The sequence below is a fragment of the Sphingobacterium sp. IITKGP-BTPF85 genome, assembly GCF_001006065.1.
Taxonomy (GTDB): Bacteria; Bacteroidota; Bacteroidia; order Sphingobacteriales; family Sphingobacteriaceae; genus Sphingobacterium; species Sphingobacterium anhuiense.
This window is the reverse complement of sequence record NZ_ASZT02000014.1, coordinates 19,422-37,196: the sequence shown is the minus strand read 5'-3', so window position 1 is coordinate 37,196 and position 17,775 is coordinate 19,422. Positions and strand designations below refer to the sequence as shown.

The window sequence follows — 17,775 nt, the reverse complement described above, 5'->3', positions numbered from 1 at the left end:
AGTACCGTTGAAAACAGTTTAATTCATTTCAAATAGTATATATCTCCTACACCTACTTTCCTAGTGAGAAAAAGATAAAATATTTAAAGTTAATGAATCGTGAGCAGATAGATACCTTACCTAGGATCGATTATATTTGTTGTTACTGCACTGGAATTAAAATTGCACATAAAACAAATTTATCTAAGTTTGTAAAAAAGCAAGCATATATGCGCATTCTAATCATCCATACTTTTTATCAAGGGCCAGGAGGTGAAGACACCGTTTTCAAACAAGAAAGTGAATTACTCGCTATAGATCATGATGTGGAGACGCTTACCTTTCAAAATAAGAAAGGATGGAAAGGTGCTTTGCAAACACTTTTTTCTTTTTGGAATATTGCAGCGGCTTATCGCGTACGAAAGTGCATTAATAATTTTAAACCTCAGGTTGTCCATATTCATAATACACATTATGCAAGTGGTCCTATCATTGTAAGAACAATTCACAAATTGGGCGTTCCACTCATCATGACCTTGCACAACTTTCGTATTCTTTGTCCCTCTGCTATATTATATCATGATCAGCAGCTATTCCTTTCCAGTTTAAAAGAAAATTTTCCATGGACAGCCATTAAAAAGAAAGTACTAGACGGATCTACTGTCAAGACTTTTGTACTTGCATTGAACTATTGGTTTCATAGACGAATTGGAACATGGAATATGGTAGATCGATATATAGCTTTATCAAGTTTTGCGAAAAAACTTTTATAGATTCAACCTTACATGTTCCTGCACAAAAATTTACAATCAAACCAAACTTTACCTTTCCTATTAAAGATACAATCGATGCTCAGGAAGACTTTTTTATATATATCGGAAGACTTACAGAAGAAAAAGGTATCGTAAATCTTTGAAAGCATTTTCAAAAACAGATAGCAAGATCATCATTATAGGTGACGGACCTTTAAAACAAACAGTAGTCGATACTGCAAATCGTCATGCCAATATAAAATATATGGGTTTTAGAACCGTGATGAAATACTGCCATTAGTTGAAAAAGCCGAAGCATTGCTCGTGCCCTCAGTATGGTTTGAGGGCATGCCAATGACGATCTTAGAGGCTTTCTCAGTCGGAACCCCAGTGATCGGCAGTGATATCGGAGCTTTAAGTGAATTAATTATCCCAGATAAGACAGGATTACTATTTAACCCACAAAGTGTGGATAATATGTTAAAAACTGTACAGCAATGGAAAAATTACAGTATTAAAGAAAAATATAACATTAGACAAACAACAAAAGAGTTCTATTTTAGTAATTTTACTCCAGAAGAGAATAAAAAGAAATTGCTTGAAATATATAATGAAGCAATTGAAGATAACATAAAACGATCTTAAAATGAGTATTATAATTTTAGATAAGTTAAATATTGCGCCAGCTATCCAGGAAGCATTAGAAACTGTTTATGATCCAGAATTAAAACCGGCAAATATTGTCGATTTAGGATTGGTATATGAAATCATAACCAAAGAAAATGGAACCGCTAAGATAGTGATGACATTAACTGCGCCAGGATGTCCAGTTGCTGGTCAGATCATGGATGAGGTACAAAGTAAGGTTGCTGCTGTACCTGGCGTTACAGAAGCTCTTGTTGAGCTTACATTCGATCCACCGTGGACAAGGGATATGATGAGCGAAGAAGCAAAATTAGAATTAGGCTTCTTGTAATGGTAAAAAAGGGAATCTATAATAGATTCCCTTTTTTTATAATGTTTGACCAGACTCCAGATCACTTAGCCTTTTGACTGTTTTTGGTTTAATTTCATCCTTACCGAATAATTTTGTCCATAGATTACGGGATTCTTTTGTTAACAGTGGTGATACAATTGACAGAATCAACACATACACAACGACAAACGACTGGATAACAGGCAATAACCCTCCTGCCTTACCAATATTGGCCATGATAATGGAAAACTCACCTCGAGCAGATAATGTAAATCCGATATCAAAAGCTGTTTTATTCTTCATTCCTGAGAACCTTGCCGCAAAGTATCCTGAAGCCAAATTACCGAGGATAGTAACCAGAGCAGCAATTGAGGCCCATAATACCGCACCACCCAAGGATAGTATATCTATTGATAAACCAAAGCTAAAAAAGAACATTGCTCCAAAAAAATCTTTGTAGGGCAATACCATCGCTTCAATCTTCTTGATATATTGCGAATCTGCTAAAACTAATCCTGCCATTAATGCTCCAATGGCTTCCGCAACGTGAATAGTTTCAGAAAATCCAGCTGTTATAAATAGTAGTGCAAAGATAACAAGGACAAATAGTTCAGAAGATTTAACCTGCAATAGCTTATCAATTGCAGGAACTAGCTTTCTTCCCAGAATTAGAAATGTTAAAATAAATCCCAATGCTAGCAATGAAGTTCCGGCAACAGTCCAAAAAGAACTACTTCCCGTTAGAATCAATCCCGAAAGGAAAGAAATATGCATGGCAATAAATAAATCATCAAACATAATCATTCCCATAATCACCTCTGTTTCAGGATTTGCAGTCCGTTTCAAATCTGTCAATACCTTTGCTACAATGGCTGTGGAAGAACTTGTCATAATACCACAAAGTACCATCATCTCCTTAAATGGCAGATCCATCATCCATCCAATGAGTAACCCAGACACAAAATTGAGTAAAACATACACTGTTCCACCTGTCACGATTGATTTTCCGGACTTAATTAATCGGCCAACCGAGAATTCCAGTCCGAGATAAAACAACAGAAAAAGTACGCCTAAGCGTCCCATAAAATCAATAAACGGTTTACTTTCCGTAAATGTCAGGTCTATATGACCAATTTGGGGAGCATGCTGGCCCAACACCATACCTATCAATATAAAAAATGGAATAACTGAAAACTTTAACTTATTGGCGATTAAACCAACAAATGCGACAAGGCCTACTGCGATTCCAATTTCTAAAATAAGTGTGTGTGATGGCATATATATTTATTTAGTTTACAATGTTTACAATAATATCTCTTTCAATAATTTAATATTATTCTTTTTTCCGGCAATAACTAAGGTAGTCCCTGGACTAATCATATAATCAGGTCCTGGATTAATAACCGTATTATCACCTAGTATTCCTGCTATAATAGATGCTCCTGTACGTTGACGAACTTCCAATTCGCCAATCGTTTTATTGGCTCCTTCAAATTTGCCTTCAACTTTATACCATTCAATTCTTAAATCATCTAAAGCGACTTCAATTGTTTCTAAAGCTTTAGGCTTATAGGACAATCCTCCGATAATACCGGCAACCTGTCTTGATTCCTCATCGCTTAAGGTCATGACACAGCGAGACTCACTCTCTTCCTCATCATAACGATATAATTCTCTTCGACCATCGTCATGAATAACCACGACCATATTGTCTCCAGCTTCAGTTTCAATTTGATACTTTTTTCCAATACCAATAAGATCCGACTCTCTTACAATAGACATATTTTTTTGCTTTATTATAAAACTTAATTTTTCAATAGCTGAAGTAAAAAGGCATACTATACAGCTTTATACAAACTTAACCAAAAATCCAGTCATAATAGAATTTATATGACGTGACCATCGGATTAATTCAAATACAGATACAATGAAGTCCTTGTACACAGGTCTTCCTTAAGTTAAGAAAAGATGCGGTATTTTTTATCTTTTCTTGATTTTTATTTTGCTTCAATCACTGTAAAACCTCTATCAAACTGCATGGTAGGCTTTCCTATTGCTATACTTGTGGCATGATAAAAAAGATAAATCCAATCGTTTGGAGCTCCATTTTCCCAGTACTCCTGACGTAACTTTCTTGACAAATGTCCATCATAGTCATATTTTGCGCTCTGATTTTGAAAGATCATCTCTGGTTCCGGCAGGACGTCTCCTCCAAAAAAATAATGATCTTTTCCATTATTAATGTGGAAGGTCTGATGATGTTGGGTATGCCCGCCACTTAAACAATATTCAACTTCTTCATTAACTTTACCATCTCCTTCAACAAGATTCAGATTACCGCTCCTTTGCAGAACATCAAAAATTTCAGTACGGTAAGAGCTATTGATTCCGGAATAAGCATCTTCCCATTCACCTCGTTGCACTATATACTCTGCTTCGGGAAATGCAATCCTTCCGACCTGATCAGTGAAACTCACCATACCACCAGCATGATCTTTATGCAAATGTGACATCAATACATATTTCACATCTTTGGGGGAATAACCTAATTTTTCAATATTTTCATAGAGAAGTAGTTTCCCATCACTGTTTGTTAATCCAAGTCCAGTATCACATAAAACCAATCCATTTGCGGTCTCGATTAGAAACGGATGCACTTGAATAAACATAGAAGCTGGACGATCATTTTTACTATCAACAGCAGGGTCAAAGGGAATAAATTTTTTAGAAACATCGACCGAAAATGAGCCTTCGAATAAGGAATATACTTGTAACATCTTTAATTTATTGGAAACTTGCGTGTTAGACACAACGCTATGATTACCCTAGTGTATAATTAGGTTAGTCAATAGACAAAACGTATATTTACACATAATTACGATGCAAAGATATGCAAAAAAGGTGGGTACTAAAATCTAAAAGTGAGGTCAAAAAAGTTAATCAATTAGGCAATGAACTTGGTATTAATCCAGTATTAGCAGAATTGTTAGTCAGTAGAAATATTGAGACTTTTGATACTTCAAAACAGTTTTTTAGACCTTCTCTAGACCAACTGCACAATCCATTCTTAATGCAAGATATGGAAAAAGCCATTGCGCGAATTACGACCGCAATCGGCCAGAATGAAAAGATCTTAATTTATGGAGATTATGATGTAGATGGCACTACTGCTGTAGCTGTTGTGTATAGTTTTTTTCGAGAGTTTCACTCGCGCATTGAATTCTACATTCCTGATCGTTATGCTGAAGGATATGGTATCTCTACACAAGGTATAGATTATGCTGCAGAAAACGGTTTCTCATTGATCATTGCACTTGACTGTGGTATAAAAGCAAACGATAAAGTTGACTATGCCAATTCTAAGAATATCGACTTCATTATTGGTGATCACCATTTACCTGGAGATGAACTTCCAAAAGCATTTGCTGTACTTGATCCAAAAAGAAAAGACTGTGCTTATCCATACAAAGAATTATCGGGCTGCGGTATAGGATTTAAACTTATCCAAGCCTTTATCATGAAAAATGATATGTCTTTGGATATTTGCTATCAATTTTTAGATCTCGTTGCGGTAAGTATTGCATCGGATATTGTACCTATAACTGGAGAAAATAGAATTCTGACGCATTTCGGACTCATTAAATTAAATACCAATCCTTGCTGCGGTCTTCAAGCACTTGTTGATTTATCCACCAATAAAACAAAGACATTCACAGTAAATGATATTGTTTTTCAAATAGGTCCGCGGATCAATGCTTCTGGTCGTATTGATCATGCTAAAGATGCGGTAAAATTATTAATATCAAAATCATTGCAAGAAGCAAAAGATTTTAGTATCAATATTGATGATCAAAATAATGTTCGTAAAGATTTTGACCTTAGAATAACCGAAGAAGCTCTAGCGATTATAGATCAAAATGACTCGCTAAAAACACGAAAATCAACTGTGCTCTATAAATCAGATTGGCATAAAGGTGTTATCGGCATTGTGGCATCAAGGTTGACTGAAAAATACTATAGACCAACGATTATTCTGACCGAAACCAATGGTCATATCGCAGGTTCCTGTAGATCTGTAATTGGGTTTGATTTATATGAAGCCTTAAGTGAATGTAGCGATCTATTAGATCAATTTGGAGGGCATAAATATGCAGCAGGGTTGACGATGCAGATCGGAAATATCAAATTATTTCAGGATCGTTTCGAAGAGGTTGTTTCTAAACTCATTACTCCTCAGATGTTAATACAAGAGATCTTAATTGATACTAAACTGAACCTGCAAGATATTGATGCCAAATTTCACCGCATTCTAAGTCAATTTGAACCATTCGGGCCTCAAAACGAAAGCCCTATTTTCCTTAGTCAAAAAGTTAGTTTAATCGGACCGGCCTATTTAGTAGGATCGAATCACTTAAAAATGACCATCAAACAAGAAAACTCTCCTTCTTTTGATTGCATTGGTTTTGGATTATCTGAACATATACAGGCTATTAATAGTGGTAAGCCATTTGACATCTGTTATAGCATAGAAGAAAATGTATGGCGAGGCAAAAAGAATTTGCAATTAAATATAAAAGGAATCCGATATTAAATATATTTGTAATTATCAGATTGTTTTTTTGAGTTAAAACACGAATCAAATGATACTAAGAGCAGAACATCTAATCAAAAAATATAAGCAACGCACTGTTGTAAACGATGTTTCTTTCCAGGTAGAGCAAGGAGAAATTGTTGGTCTTCTAGGACCTAACGGAGCAGGAAAGACGACTTCTTTTTATATGATTGTTGGATTAATAAAACCTAATGAGGGTCATGTTTATTTGGACGATCAAGAAATCACACAGGATGCCATGTACCAACGCGCTCAAAAAGGAATCGGTTATCTTGCCCAAGAAGCTTCCATCTTTAGAAAACTATCGGTTGAGCACAACATATTATCTGTACTGGAGATCCATTATCCAAATAAAAAGGAACGCTTAGAAAAACTGGAAGAACTTTTAACCGAATTTAGCTTGCACCGTGTTCGTAAAAATAGAGGTGATCTTCTCTCCGGAGGAGAAAGACGTCGTACAGAGATCGCACGGGCATTAGCGGCAAACCCATCTTTTATCTTGTTAGATGAACCTTTTGCGGGTGTCGATCCAATCGCTGTAGAGGAAATTCAAACAATTGTCGCAAAGCTAAAAACACGTAATATCGGAATTTTAATTACCGATCATAACGTACAAGAAACGTTATCCATTACAGATAGGGCTTACTTATTGACAGAAGGTAAAATTATGCTTGCTGGAACTCCAGAAGAAATTGCCAGTAATGAAATGGCCCGTACATTCTATTTAGGCCAACATTTTGAACTCCGTCGCAAAAAGATAATTATTTAACGTTAATTCTACCTTTATATGGCAATATTAGACTCCCTACTTACTTGGTTCATGAAAAAACGGATTCATCAGATTGAATTATTCATGAAATATCCACATGATGTACAAGAAGAATGGTTTCAAAGTTTAATATCATCAGCCGAAGCAACAGAATGGGGGAAAAAATACGATTACAACAGTATTTTAACGCCTGAGGAATTTAAAAACAGAGTTCCAATTCAAGATTACAATTCATTGAAGCCTTATATCGATCGGATGATCAAAGGCGAGCAAAATATACTATGGCCATCTGACATCAAGTGGTTCGCCAAATCTTCGGGAACTACCTCAGACCGTAGCAAATTTATCCCAGTCAGTGAAGAGTCTTTAACAGAATGTCACTTTCAGGGTGGGAAAGATATGTTGACAATTTACTTCAACAATAAACCCGAAAGCCAGATTTTCTGTGGAAAATCGGTCGTATTAGGAGGGAGTTCTCAGATTAACAGTTTTAGTTCAGACTCTTATTATGGTGATTTATCTTCTATTCTATTGCGGAATCTCCCTTTTGGGCCGAATTTAAGCGTACTCCAAATTTAGAAGTAACTTTACTTCCTGATTTTGAGGAAAAAATAGAAAAGGTGGCCAATATCACCATCCATGAGAATGTCACCAATCTGGCTGGTGTTCCAACATGGAATATTGTTCTAGCAAAAAAGATATTGGAAATCACAGGTAAGAATAATTTGCTTGAAGTCTGGCCTAATCTGGAATTTTATACCCATGGTGGCGTAAGTTTCAAACCTTATCGCGAACAGTTTAAAAAACTGATTCCTTCTGATAATATGTATTATTTAGAAAATTATAATGCATCCGAAGGATACTTTGCTCTTCAAGATCTGCCCGACTCAGAAGAATTATTATTAATGCTTGACTATGGCATTTATTACGAATTCTTACCGATCGAAAATTTATATGATGAGAATCCGCAAACATTAGGATTACATCAAGTAGAATTAAATAAAAATTATGCTTTGATCATTTCGACCAATGCTGGTTTATGGCGGTACATGATCGGTGATACGATTAAATTTGTAACGCTATCTCCATACCGTATTCAAATAACAGGACGGACAAAACAATTCATCAATACCTTTGGCGAAGAACTTATCGTCGATAATGCAGAGGATGCTATAAAGAAGGCTAGTGAAAGTACACGTGCAATTGTAAAAGATTATACTGCTGGACCGATTTACTTTAAAGAGGGTGAAGCTGGAGCTCATGAATGGATTATTGAATTTGAACAACAACCTGATAATTTTGAAACGTTTTGTAAGATATTGGATCAAACATTGAGAGAGATCAATTCGGATTATGATGCTAAACGTTATAAAAATATGGCATTACAATTTCCGGTTATTCACAATGCCCCTGCATACACATTCTTTCAATGGATGAAATCAAAGGGTAAGCTTGGTGGGCAAAATAAAGTACCGCGACTGTCGAATAATCGTGATTACCTTGAGCCTATATTGGACATAATAAAGAAGTAATGTACCTTAAAAGTTTATAGGGAAAGATTTTAATAAAAAATGAGATTGATCAGTTTATGAGCAATCTCATTTCAATTTTTTAGTACCTGCTAAATTTGAAAAATAATAAAATACCCTAGGGTTTGATAGCCGTTTTATAAAGAAAAACAAAAAAGCCTAAAATAAAATTTAGTGAAAATCCTTTTTTCTCCACAGCTGTGTTTTGATCAAATTCTAATTCATCATTTTCCAATGCATTGTTTTTACTGTTTAATCGGTGCATGGTTTTTAATCGTTTAGTTTGTTTTTTATTAGTAATATCTGTTTAGAAGTGTTAGCCCTTTTTAAAACCTACCATTTTGATGATAGATTAGTGTTTCCGTTAATCCAAATAACATGCCACTTTACAATTACTGTGTTAATTCATCTAAAATTAACACAGAATAAAGGAAAAGGTAACAAAACAGCTAAAAAAGCCTAAAAAATGATAATCTCTAGTAATTCAAATGATAATCTGTCCATAAAATAAAACGTAAAATCCTAAAAAATAGACAAATTTACTGTGTAATAATAAAATTTTCTCACTCAGAATAATATTTGATAAACAAGAGGTTTATCATTCAAATTCGTGGTTTTTTTCATACTTTAGCATTTGTAATTAAAATACAATGAGCGCGACAGAAAATTATTCAATTCGCGTAGAGCCCACACAACAATCGAGACTCTCGCAAGTAGATTTTAACAATCTAAAATTTGGAAAAATATTATCCGACCATATGTTGGTCGCTACCTATGAAGATGGAGCATGGACTGATGTCAGTATTGTGCCTTATGGTGATATTAATGTAAGCCCTTCTATGTCGGCTTTACATTATGGCCAAGCAATCTTTGAAGGTATTAAAGCATACAAATTTCAAGATGGAACTATTAGTATTTTCCGTCCTGACAAGAACTGGGAAAGATTCAATACTTCTGCAGCTCGTCTGGAGATGCCAGAAGTTCCTGAAGAAATCTTTTTAGGTGGATTAAAAAAACTATTAGCCACCGATAATAAATGGATTCCAAATGCTCCAGGCACATCTTTATATATCCGTCCATTTATGTTCGGTACTGAAGCGGCTTTAGGAGTACACCCTTCTAATTCCTACAAATTTATAATTATCACTAGCCCTGTAGGTGCTTACTATAGCAATCCTTTAAAATTAAAGGTAGAAACACATTATACCCGCGCAGCAGAAGGCGGAGTAGGTTTCTCAAAAAATGCAGGTAACTATGCATTGTCACTATACCCTACTCGTTTGGCAAATGATGAAGGTTTTGATCAATTGATGTGGACTGATGCTTCGGAACATAAATATATTGAAGAGGCTGGAACAGCCAACCTAATATTCCGTATCGGTGACAGTATTATTACTCCTCACGGTGATACGATCCTACATGGTGTAACAAGACGTACAATTATGGAACTGGCGGCAAGCTGGGGATATAAAACGGAGCAACGCAGAGTATCTGTCAAAGAACTTATTGATGGAATCAAAGCAGGAATTGTAACAGATGCATTTGCTGCTGGTACAGCTGCAACATTAACACCAATTGCCACTATTGGTTATGAAGGTGAATTGTTTCAATTACCTCCTGTAGAAGGTCGCGATTTCTCTAAAAAAGTATTAACCTATTTAGATGATCTTCGATATGGCAGAATTGCTGACGAATTTGGATGGAATTTGATCGTGGAATAATTATATTTCATTTCGTAGAAAAAAGGGCTTGATTACCATTGTAATCAAGCCCTTTTTATGTTATCAACAGAGTTATTAACATAATGTGGATAACTCTGTTGATATCGTATAAAATTATGATTGAATATAATCTATAATCTGGTTTTTGTCCTTAGGATCAAACCAAACTGTACTGATATCTTTCTTAAACCAAGTGAGTTGCCTTTTAGCATACCGTCGCGAGTTTTGCTTAATTTTATCTATTGCTTCTTCCCAAGATATTTTCTCATCTAAGAAATCGAACAGCTCAGAATAACCGACAGTCATTAAAGCAGGCTTATGTTTAAAAGATATTAATGACTTTACTTCACCCAATAAACCATCTTTCACCATCAAATCGACACGCATATTAATGCGTTCGTATAAAGTTGTTCGGTCCATTGTAAGTCCAACTGTAATGATCTTAAAGGGTCTCACTGCTTTTGTCTTTTGAAGAAAATTAGAAATGGTAATCCAGTAGTTTCAAATACTTCCAGGGCTCGAATTACCCGTTGAACATTTGAAATATCTACCTGATCATAATAAACAGGATCGACTTCTTTTAAATAAGCTTGAAGTGGCACAATTCCCTCGTTATCAAACCTGTTATTTAACCGTTCTCTTGTTTCTGGAAGGGCCTTTGGTAAATTATCCAAACCTTCACATACTGCTCTCACAAATAAACCAGATCCGCCTACCATAATGACTATATCCTTTTTTTGAACAGCGAGCTTATTGTTTCTAATGCCTCTTTTTCAAAATCACCGGCAGAATAATCCTCTTCTATAGAATGTGAATTAATAAAATGATGAGGCGCCTGACCTAATTCAGATGCAGTAGGTTTGGCCGTACCAATACTCATTTCACGGTAAAACTGTCTTGAATCGGCTGAAATAATCTCCGTATCAAAATATTGAGCAAGCTCAATTGCCATAGCAGTCTTACCTACTGCAGTAGGCCCTACTATAGCAATTAAAGTTTTATTATGTTGATCTGTGGTGCCTAACATTAATATTCGTCAAACGAACCACTACTTTCCTCTTCAGACTTTTCTCCACTTTCTTCTTCATCATCCCCGTCAAACAAATCGAATTCTTCGTCATCATCAACGCCATATTGCGTTTCATCTACCAAAACTTCATCTTCTTCATCGTCATCCAAAGGATCTGCAACAGGAAAATTCGCTGCTGCTAAAGATTTTGGTGCTTGACCCACCGTTTTAAAAACAGTAGGATAAGTTTTGCCTTCCTCTTCTTTTAAAATTTTGATCAATTCCACATGAAATTCATAAGGTCTATCAAAATTATAGATGTAATAAAACTTTTGGTGGGGATCGTCAATAAACTTGCTTAAACGAATATTTTCCATTAGTAAAACACCATCTGAAATTTTACGAGCAGTTGGTAAAAGAGCAATTTCAGTTCCTTTTTTCCATTGATCGTTACTAACATAAAAGGAAGATGAACGGTCAGCTTCATAAGCAGTTGTCTTATGAATAGCCTCATGTAATTCTAAGAAAGTTTGTTTCGAAAGCATATCGATTTCTCTATACACATCCTCATAATCTTCAAAAGTGATTCTGAATCTATAAATAGCCATTTCTAATATTCGTTTTGTTTGTTAACAAGATGAGCTTCAATAAGAATTGAAGCGATTAAAGATACTTTTTTTATTTAACTGTTGTATTCAAATCCCATGCCTTTCTAATAGTCAAGCCCAAATCTTGAGCTTTGTTGACCATAAAATGATATGCGTCCATCTTAGCATTAGGAATCTCTCCTTCTAAGATCGCTTCTCGGATTGCATTTTTTATTTTCCCAACTTCACGACCTGGCCCAATACCAAAAACTTCCATAATATCTTCTCCAGAAATTGGAGGTTGCCAATTTCGGATCTGATCACGTTCTTCAACATCTTTTAGTTTTTGCTTGACCAATTCGAAATTCTGACGATATTTCTTCTTTTTATATTCATTTTTTGTAGTTACGTCGGCATGGCATAATTGCATCAAAGCATCAATATCATCACCGGCCTCAAATAACAAACGACGTACAGCAGAATCAGTAACAATATCTTGAGCCAGTACAATTGGTCTTAGATGTAATAAAACTAGTTTCTGAACAAACTTCATTTTTTCATTCAATGGAAGTTTTAACTCAGCAAATAATTTAGGAACCATTCGTGCCCCTTTATCTTCATGACCATGAAAGGTCCATCCTAGCTTTTTATCAAATCTTTTTGTGGGAGGTTTTGCAATATCGTGCATAATAGCAGCCCATCTTAACCACAGATCATCGGTTGTTTCACAGACATTATCCAAAACTTCCAGCGTATGGTAAAAATTATCTTTATGTCCTTTTCCATCGATGATTTCTACACCGTATAAGTTTTGCATTGCAGGAAAAACCAAAGCCAATAACCCTGTATCAAATAAGTATTTAAATCCAATAGAAGGTTTTTCTGACAAGATAATCTTATTAATTTCGTCAGTGATGCGCTCTTTTGATATAATACGAATACGATCTTTAGTATCTGTGATCGCTTGAATCGCCTTTGTATCAATCTTAAAGTTCAATTGTGTAGCGAAACGAATAGCACGCATCATACGCAAAGGATCATCGGAAAATGTCACGATTGGATCTAATGGTGTACGTATAGTACGTAATTCAATATCCCTTACTCCATCAAATGGATCAAGCAACTCACCATAATTATCCTTATTCAGTGAATATGCCATAGCATTGATGGTAAAATCACGTCGATTTTGATCATCAACTAAAGTTCCATCTTCAACAATTGGTTTTCGGGAATTAGCACGGTAAGATTCTTTACGAGCTCCTACAAATTCCACATTTAATCCTTCAAAAACTAACATTGCTGTTCCAAAACTTTTGTAAACAGCAACTTTAGTTTTCAATTTATTTCCTAAAGCTGTAGCAAACTCAATTCCACTTCCAACAACAACAATATCCACATCATTTTTAAAAGGCCGGCCCATAATATGATCGCGTACATAACCGCCAATGACGTAGCACTCCGTATTTGTTGTTTCGGCTAACTCTTTAATGATTGGGAAAATAGGATGTTGTAAATTATCACTCATAGCATGAATCTAGGTCCTTAAAAAAACACTAGGATGCAAAAGTAAGGAATTTATTATAAAATAGATATTAGTCTTGCGATATAAGCGCACAAGACTAATAATATTACGTCTTTATATTTAATCGCGATCGCGAGAAAGCTTGCGGAAAGCTAGTGGATTTTGAGATAGCTCTGCTTGTTCACGACGACGCTTTACAATGTGAACTGCCTGAAATATAGCTTCCATGAAAGACTCATGAGCAGCAACATTTTGTCCAGCAATATCATAACCCGTTCCATGATCTGGAGAAGTACGAACAATCGGCAAACCTGCAGTAAAATTTACACCATTACGATTTGCAATATGTTTAAAAGGAATCAATCCTTGATCATGGTACATAGCTAATACCGCATCAAATTTTTCGTAAGCATGATTAGCAAAAAACCATCTGCAGGATAGGGTCCAAAACACAATATTCCTTTTTCTTTTGCTTTTTCTATCGTTGGTCGGATAATCATATCATCTTCAACACCAATAACACCATTATCTCCTGCATGTGGATTTAATCCGAGTACAGCAATTTTAGGTTTCTGAATCCAGAAGTCCTTTTTAAGACTCTCATTCATTAGCTCCAATTTATTTAAAATTGCTGCTTCTGTAATATGATCGGAAACATCTTTTACAGGTATATGGCCAGTAACAACACCCACCCGCAACTCATCACAGATCATAAACATCAATACATCATCCGCATTTGTTTTTTCTTGCAAATACTCCGTATGTCCTGGAAAATGAAATCCTTCCTGCTGGATATTATGTTTATTAATAGGGGCAGTGACCAAAGCATCAATCTTTCCTGCATTTAGATCTTCAACCGCTTTTTCTAATGAAATAAAAGCATATTTACCACCGATCTCATTTTCTTCGCCTAAAGTTATCTTGACATCCTCCTGCCAGCAATTAATCATGTTAGCCCGTTTAGGATTTGCCTGCTCAGGATCATTGATGACATTAAAACTAAAATCACTGACACCTAATGCTTTTCTATGAAATGACGCAACTTTTGTATTACCGTAAACAATCGGAGTGAAAAATTCTAAAACACGATTGTCCAATAATGATTTTATAATTACTTCCAATCCGATACCATTGATATCGCCTACTGTAATACCTATTTTTAATTTGTCAGCCATAGTAAAAAATGAAATTATTGACTCAAAAGTAATTAAAATTATATGAAATAGTCAAGCATCACTTTAATTTCCAATTCATATAAACCACCTTCAAGAGAAACAGATGATAAATTGCCACTCATTTACCTTACCTGTTTATTATCCTCCACAAGTTAACTATATTTGTACCAAATTCGAGCATATATGAGTACAGTAAGAGCCAAGAAACATTTAGGACAACATTTTTTGAATGATAAAAATGCGGCAAAAAAAATAGTTGATGCTTTGGATCCAAAATTAGGATTCACGCAGGTGCTTGAAGTCGGTCCTGGAATGGGTGTTCTTTCCGATTTTCTTCTACAAAATGATACTTACGAAACATGGATGATCGATGTAGATGATGAATCTATTGAATTTTTAGCAGATAAATATCCGCAGCTGGAACACCGTCTGATTCATGGTGACTTTTTAAACTTGGATTTTTCACAACATTTTGGCGAAAAGATGGCCGTAATCGGTAATTTCCCTTATAATATTTCTTCTCAGATTTTATTTAAAATATTGGATGAACGCAACCGTGTTGTGCAGATGACCGGTATGTTTCAAAAGGAAGTTGCAGAGCGCTGTACAGCAAAGGCAGGTAGTAAAGAATATGGTATTTTAAGTGTGTTCTTACAGGCTTACTATCATGTAGAATATTTATTCACCGTAAAGGCTGGTGCATTTAATCCACCACCAAAGGTACTTTCTGGTGTCATTCGAATGACGAGAAATGATCGCACAGCACTTGCGTGTGATGAGAAATTATTCTGGAGAGTTGTAAAATCTGGTTTCAACCAAAGACGTAAGACCTTAAGAAACTCGCTGTCGGCGGTAGTTACAAAAGATAAAATGTCGGACAATCCATTATATGAATTACGCGCTGAGCGATTAACGGTTAATGACTTATCGTTCTAACAAACGAAATTGCGAATGCCTAAGATCTAGCTCCATGAAACGCTTTACCATTATCGGAGGTGGTGTTGCTGGTTTGACTGCAGCCATTGGCCTTAACAAAATTGGTATACAAGCCACTATCTATGAAAGTGCTAAGGCATTAAAAGGTATTGGAGCTGGTTTTGGTTTAGCGGCCAATGCCATTCAGGCATTAGAATACTTGGAACTTAAAGCAGGTGTCATCCCCCTAGGACATTATTTAGAAAACTATAATATTCTGGATAAGCAGGGAAGGATTCTTGCAGCTCCCGAAACCAAAACCATTAGTGACAAGTATGAACAGGATAATTTTGCTATACACCGTGCAGATTTACATCAGTTTCTACTCGCACAAATTGAATATGAAAACTTACATCTTGGAAAAAGAGCTCTTAAAATAGAATACCGAGAAGGAGAAATTGACATCTTTTTTGAAGATGGGACCATACATCAAACGGACTATCTGATTATTGCTGACGGTGTTAATTCTCGATTAAGACAACAATTGATTCCTGGTTCAGCACCACGCTATGCAGGTTATACCTGTTGGCGTGCAACCATTGATAATGCTAATATAAACCTCAGCACTGGTTCAGAAACATGGGGGAACAAAGGACGCTTTGGCATGACTCCTCTTGTTGGAAACAAGATTTATTGGTATGCTTGTATAAATTCTCCCGCTCATAACAAAGTATTCAGTCGTTACACAATCAAGGATCTGCAACAAAACTTTGCGTCTTATCATGATCCGATTACAAGCGTCCTTGCTGAAACAAATGACCAGCAATTGATCTGGAATGATATCATTGATATTAAACCTCTAAAAAATCTAGCTTTCGGTAATATCTTATTTATTGGCGATGCAGGACATGCAACAACCCCCAATATGGGTCAGGGTGCGTGTCAGGCAATTGAAGATGTATCCGTATTGATAGACGAATTAAAGAAAACGACAGATGTTGCTCTTGCTTTTCAAATATTTGAAAGAAGGTTAAAAAGAACACGTTATATTACCGAAACATCATGGTCTATCGGAAAGGTCGCACAATGGGAGAATCCGATAAGTATTATCATCCGAGATACATTGATGCGTATACTACCTGAAGAAGTTAAGCAGTATAAGCTTAAAAAACTGCTAAGTGTTGATTTTATGAAATTGTAATTATATTGAATCGCATAAACCAGTATGTGTCTTCGGTTTATGATCACTTCATTGCCACTAAACTATAATTTATTTTAATGTAAATAAATAATCATTATGAAAACAAAAGTATTAATCGTTGATGACGCACATGCAGTGCTTACTCAAAAATTGGATCAAGCTGGAATTGCCTACGATTACAAACCTGAGTTCGATCGCGCAGATGCTGAAAAATACATTTCTGATTATACGGGATTAATCATAAGATCTAAATTTCAAGTCGATCAGCACTTTATAGATTTAGCAAATAATCTCCAATTTATAGCACGTTGCGGAGCTGGTATGGATAATATTGATGAGGCTTATGCACAATCAAAAGGAATTGAACTCATAAGTGCAAATGAAGGAAACTGTGATGCCGTTGGTGAACATATGATCGGTATGTTGCTTTCTCTTATGAATCATCTTAACAGAACCAATCAGGAAATTAAGACCGGTTTATGGCGTCGTGAGGCCAACCGTGGCTATGAATTACAAGGTCGAACTGTTGCCATTATTGGTTATGGTCACAATGGCCAGGCTATGGCAAAGAAACTCTCCGGCTTTGGTGTAAAGTTATTGCATATGACAAGTACAAAACTGGCTTTTCAGATCAATTCGCAAAGGAAGTCTCCATGGAAGAAGTTGTCAAACATGCAGATGTACTTAGTTTTCACATTCCACTAACCAAAGAGACAAAAGGATTGATCAACGAAGAATATTTATATCATTTTCGCAAACCCATATTTTTCCTTTTAGGAGCTCGTGGTGGTATTGTTCAAATTCCTGCTGTATTAAAGGCAATGGATGAAGGAAAAATCATAGGAGCTGCTTTTGATGTCCTTCCCGTAGAGAATTTTCCTGGTCTTAAAGAGCAATCTTGGTTTTCAGATCTAACAAGTAGAGACAATGTAATTTTAAGTCCTCATGTTGCAGGATGGACATTTGAAAGTTACTATAAATTATTTGATGTAGTTGCGGATAAGATTATCTCTTTTTTGAACAAGTAA

The 17,775-nt window shown here is 35.6% G+C and carries 14 protein-coding genes and 4 pseudogenes; 10 read left to right on the top strand and 8 right to left on the bottom strand.

Annotated elements, in window-relative coordinates:
• Nucleotides 1-209 precede the first annotated feature (209 nt).
• The 3 genes from L950_RS25825 to L950_RS04710 all read left to right on the top strand — a co-directional run bounded on the left by L950_RS25825 (nt 210) and on the right by L950_RS04710 (nt 1,707).
• Nucleotides 210-752 carry a glycosyltransferase gene (locus L950_RS25825; RefSeq protein WP_197086246.1) on the top strand — a complete coding sequence of 181 codons (543 nt, stop codon included), beginning with the start codon at nt 210-212 and terminating at the stop codon, nt 750-752.
• A 267-nt stretch (nt 753-1,019) separates the two neighbouring features.
• Entirely contained in the window at nt 1,020-1,376 is a 357-nt protein-coding gene (locus L950_RS25820) for a glycosyltransferase (RefSeq protein WP_084825373.1), read from the top strand.
• Between the two features lies 1 nt (nt 1,377).
• On the top strand, nt 1,378-1,707 hold the full coding sequence (locus tag L950_RS04710) for a metal-sulfur cluster assembly factor (RefSeq protein ID WP_021190454.1): 330 nt from the start codon (nt 1,378-1,380) through the stop codon (nt 1,705-1,707).
• A 36-nt stretch (nt 1,708-1,743) separates the two neighbouring features.
• Here L950_RS04710 and L950_RS04705 read toward each other — a convergent pair whose 3' ends face one another.
• From L950_RS04705 to L950_RS04695, 3 genes are all read right to left on the bottom strand, one after another.
• Nucleotides 1,744-2,985, bottom strand: a complete 1,242-nt coding sequence (locus tag L950_RS04705; RefSeq protein WP_021190453.1) for a cation:proton antiporter — start codon at nt 2,983-2,985, stop codon at nt 1,744-1,746.
• A gap of 24 nt (nt 2,986-3,009) precedes the next feature.
• A complete protein-coding gene (locus L950_RS04700) occupies nt 3,010-3,489 on the bottom strand; it encodes a cation:proton antiporter regulatory subunit (protein ID WP_021190452.1) in 480 nt (159 codons plus the stop codon).
• Between the two features lie 215 nt (nt 3,490-3,704).
• Nucleotides 3,705-4,484 (bottom strand): MBL fold metallo-hydrolase, encoded by a 780-nt coding sequence (locus L950_RS04695; RefSeq protein ID WP_021190451.1) that lies wholly within the window; start codon nt 4,482-4,484, stop codon nt 3,705-3,707.
• A gap of 113 nt (nt 4,485-4,597) precedes the next feature.
• On the opposite strand from L950_RS04695, the gene recJ reads away from it, so the two are divergent.
• The 3 genes and pseudogenes from recJ to L950_RS04680 all read left to right on the top strand — a co-directional run bounded on the left by recJ (nt 4,598) and on the right by L950_RS04680 (nt 8,620).
• Entirely contained in the window at nt 4,598-6,298 is a 1,701-nt protein-coding gene (gene recJ, locus L950_RS04690; RefSeq protein WP_021190450.1) for a single-stranded-DNA-specific exonuclease RecJ, read from the top strand.
• A 49-nt stretch (nt 6,299-6,347) separates the two neighbouring features.
• Nucleotides 6,348-7,088 (top strand): LPS export ABC transporter ATP-binding protein, encoded by a 741-nt coding sequence (lptB, locus tag L950_RS04685; protein ID WP_021190449.1) that lies wholly within the window; start codon nt 6,348-6,350, stop codon nt 7,086-7,088.
• Between the two features lie 18 nt (nt 7,089-7,106).
• A pseudogene (locus L950_RS04680) lies at nt 7,107-8,620 on the top strand (GH3 auxin-responsive promoter family protein).
• A 115-nt stretch (nt 8,621-8,735) separates the two neighbouring features.
• Here the strand turns inward: L950_RS04680 and L950_RS28425 are convergent.
• Complete coding sequence (locus tag L950_RS28425) at nt 8,736-8,882, bottom strand: hypothetical protein (RefSeq protein WP_021190448.1); 147 nt, start codon at nt 8,880-8,882, stop codon at nt 8,736-8,738.
• A 385-nt stretch (nt 8,883-9,267) separates the two neighbouring features.
• On the opposite strand from L950_RS28425, the gene L950_RS04675 reads away from it, so the two are divergent.
• On the top strand, nt 9,268-10,338 hold the full coding sequence (locus L950_RS04675; protein ID WP_021190447.1) for a branched-chain amino acid aminotransferase: 1,071 nt from the start codon (nt 9,268-9,270) through the stop codon (nt 10,336-10,338).
• Nucleotides 10,339-10,452: 114 nt separating this feature from the next.
• Here L950_RS04675 and miaA read toward each other — a convergent pair.
• The 4 genes and pseudogenes from miaA to pdxA form a co-directional block, all read right to left on the bottom strand.
• Nucleotides 10,453-11,290 (bottom strand): annotated as a pseudogene (gene miaA / locus L950_RS04670) (tRNA (adenosine(37)-N6)-dimethylallyltransferase MiaA).
• Between the two features lie 74 nt (nt 11,291-11,364).
• Entirely contained in the window at nt 11,365-11,955 is a 591-nt protein-coding gene (locus L950_RS04665) for an IS1096 element passenger TnpR family protein (RefSeq protein ID WP_021190443.1), read from the bottom strand.
• A gap of 70 nt (nt 11,956-12,025) precedes the next feature.
• A complete protein-coding gene (locus L950_RS04660; protein ID WP_021190442.1) occupies nt 12,026-13,459 on the bottom strand; it encodes a CCA tRNA nucleotidyltransferase in 1,434 nt (477 codons plus the stop codon).
• A 117-nt stretch (nt 13,460-13,576) separates the two neighbouring features.
• A pseudogene (gene pdxA, locus L950_RS04655) lies at nt 13,577-14,631 on the bottom strand (4-hydroxythreonine-4-phosphate dehydrogenase PdxA).
• Nucleotides 14,632-14,814: 183 nt separating this feature from the next.
• Here pdxA and rsmA point away from each other — a divergent pair.
• The 3 genes and pseudogenes from rsmA (at nt 14,815) to L950_RS04640 (ending at nt 17,775) form a co-directional block, all read left to right on the top strand.
• On the top strand, nt 14,815-15,567 hold the full coding sequence (gene rsmA / locus L950_RS04650; RefSeq protein WP_021190441.1) for a 16S rRNA (adenine(1518)-N(6)/adenine(1519)-N(6))-dimethyltransferase RsmA: 753 nt from the start codon (nt 14,815-14,817) through the stop codon (nt 15,565-15,567).
• Nucleotides 15,568-15,601: 34 nt separating this feature from the next.
• A complete protein-coding gene (locus L950_RS04645; RefSeq protein WP_021190440.1) occupies nt 15,602-16,747 on the top strand; it encodes an FAD-dependent monooxygenase in 1,146 nt (381 codons plus the stop codon).
• A gap of 96 nt (nt 16,748-16,843) precedes the next feature.
• Nucleotides 16,844-17,775 (top strand): annotated as a pseudogene (locus tag L950_RS04640) (NAD(P)-dependent oxidoreductase).

Bases quoted from the DNA above. Each gene is read 5' to 3' on its own strand.
- L950_RS25825 (WP_197086246.1), top strand. From the start codon at position 210: ATGCGCATTCTAATCATCCATACTTTTTATCAAGGGCCAGGAGGTGAA.
- L950_RS04710 (WP_021190454.1), top strand. From the start codon at position 1,378: ATGAGTATTATAATTTTAGATAAGTTAAATATTGCGCCAGCTATCCAG.
- L950_RS04705 (WP_021190453.1), bottom strand. From the start codon at position 2,985: ATGCCATCACACACACTTATTTTAGAAATTGGAATCGCAGTAGGCCTT.
- L950_RS04700 (WP_021190452.1), bottom strand. From the start codon at position 3,489: ATGTCTATTGTAAGAGAGTCGGATCTTATTGGTATTGGAAAAAAGTAT.
- L950_RS04695 (WP_021190451.1), bottom strand. From the start codon at position 4,484: ATGTTACAAGTATATTCCTTATTCGAAGGCTCATTTTCGGTCGATGTT.
- recJ (WP_021190450.1), top strand. From the start codon at position 4,598: ATGCAAAAAAGGTGGGTACTAAAATCTAAAAGTGAGGTCAAAAAAGTT.
- lptB (WP_021190449.1), top strand. From the start codon at position 6,348: ATGATACTAAGAGCAGAACATCTAATCAAAAAATATAAGCAACGCACT.
- L950_RS28425 (WP_021190448.1), bottom strand. From the start codon at position 8,882: ATGCACCGATTAAACAGTAAAAACAATGCATTGGAAAATGATGAATTA.
- L950_RS04675 (WP_021190447.1), top strand. From the start codon at position 9,268: ATGAGCGCGACAGAAAATTATTCAATTCGCGTAGAGCCCACACAACAA.
- L950_RS04665 (WP_021190443.1), bottom strand. From the start codon at position 11,955: ATGGCTATTTATAGATTCAGAATCACTTTTGAAGATTATGAGGATGTG.
- L950_RS04660 (WP_021190442.1), bottom strand. From the start codon at position 13,459: ATGAGTGATAATTTACAACATCCTATTTTCCCAATCATTAAAGAGTTA.
- rsmA (WP_021190441.1), top strand. From the start codon at position 14,815: ATGAGTACAGTAAGAGCCAAGAAACATTTAGGACAACATTTTTTGAAT.
- L950_RS04645 (WP_021190440.1), top strand. From the start codon at position 15,602: ATGAAACGCTTTACCATTATCGGAGGTGGTGTTGCTGGTTTGACTGCA.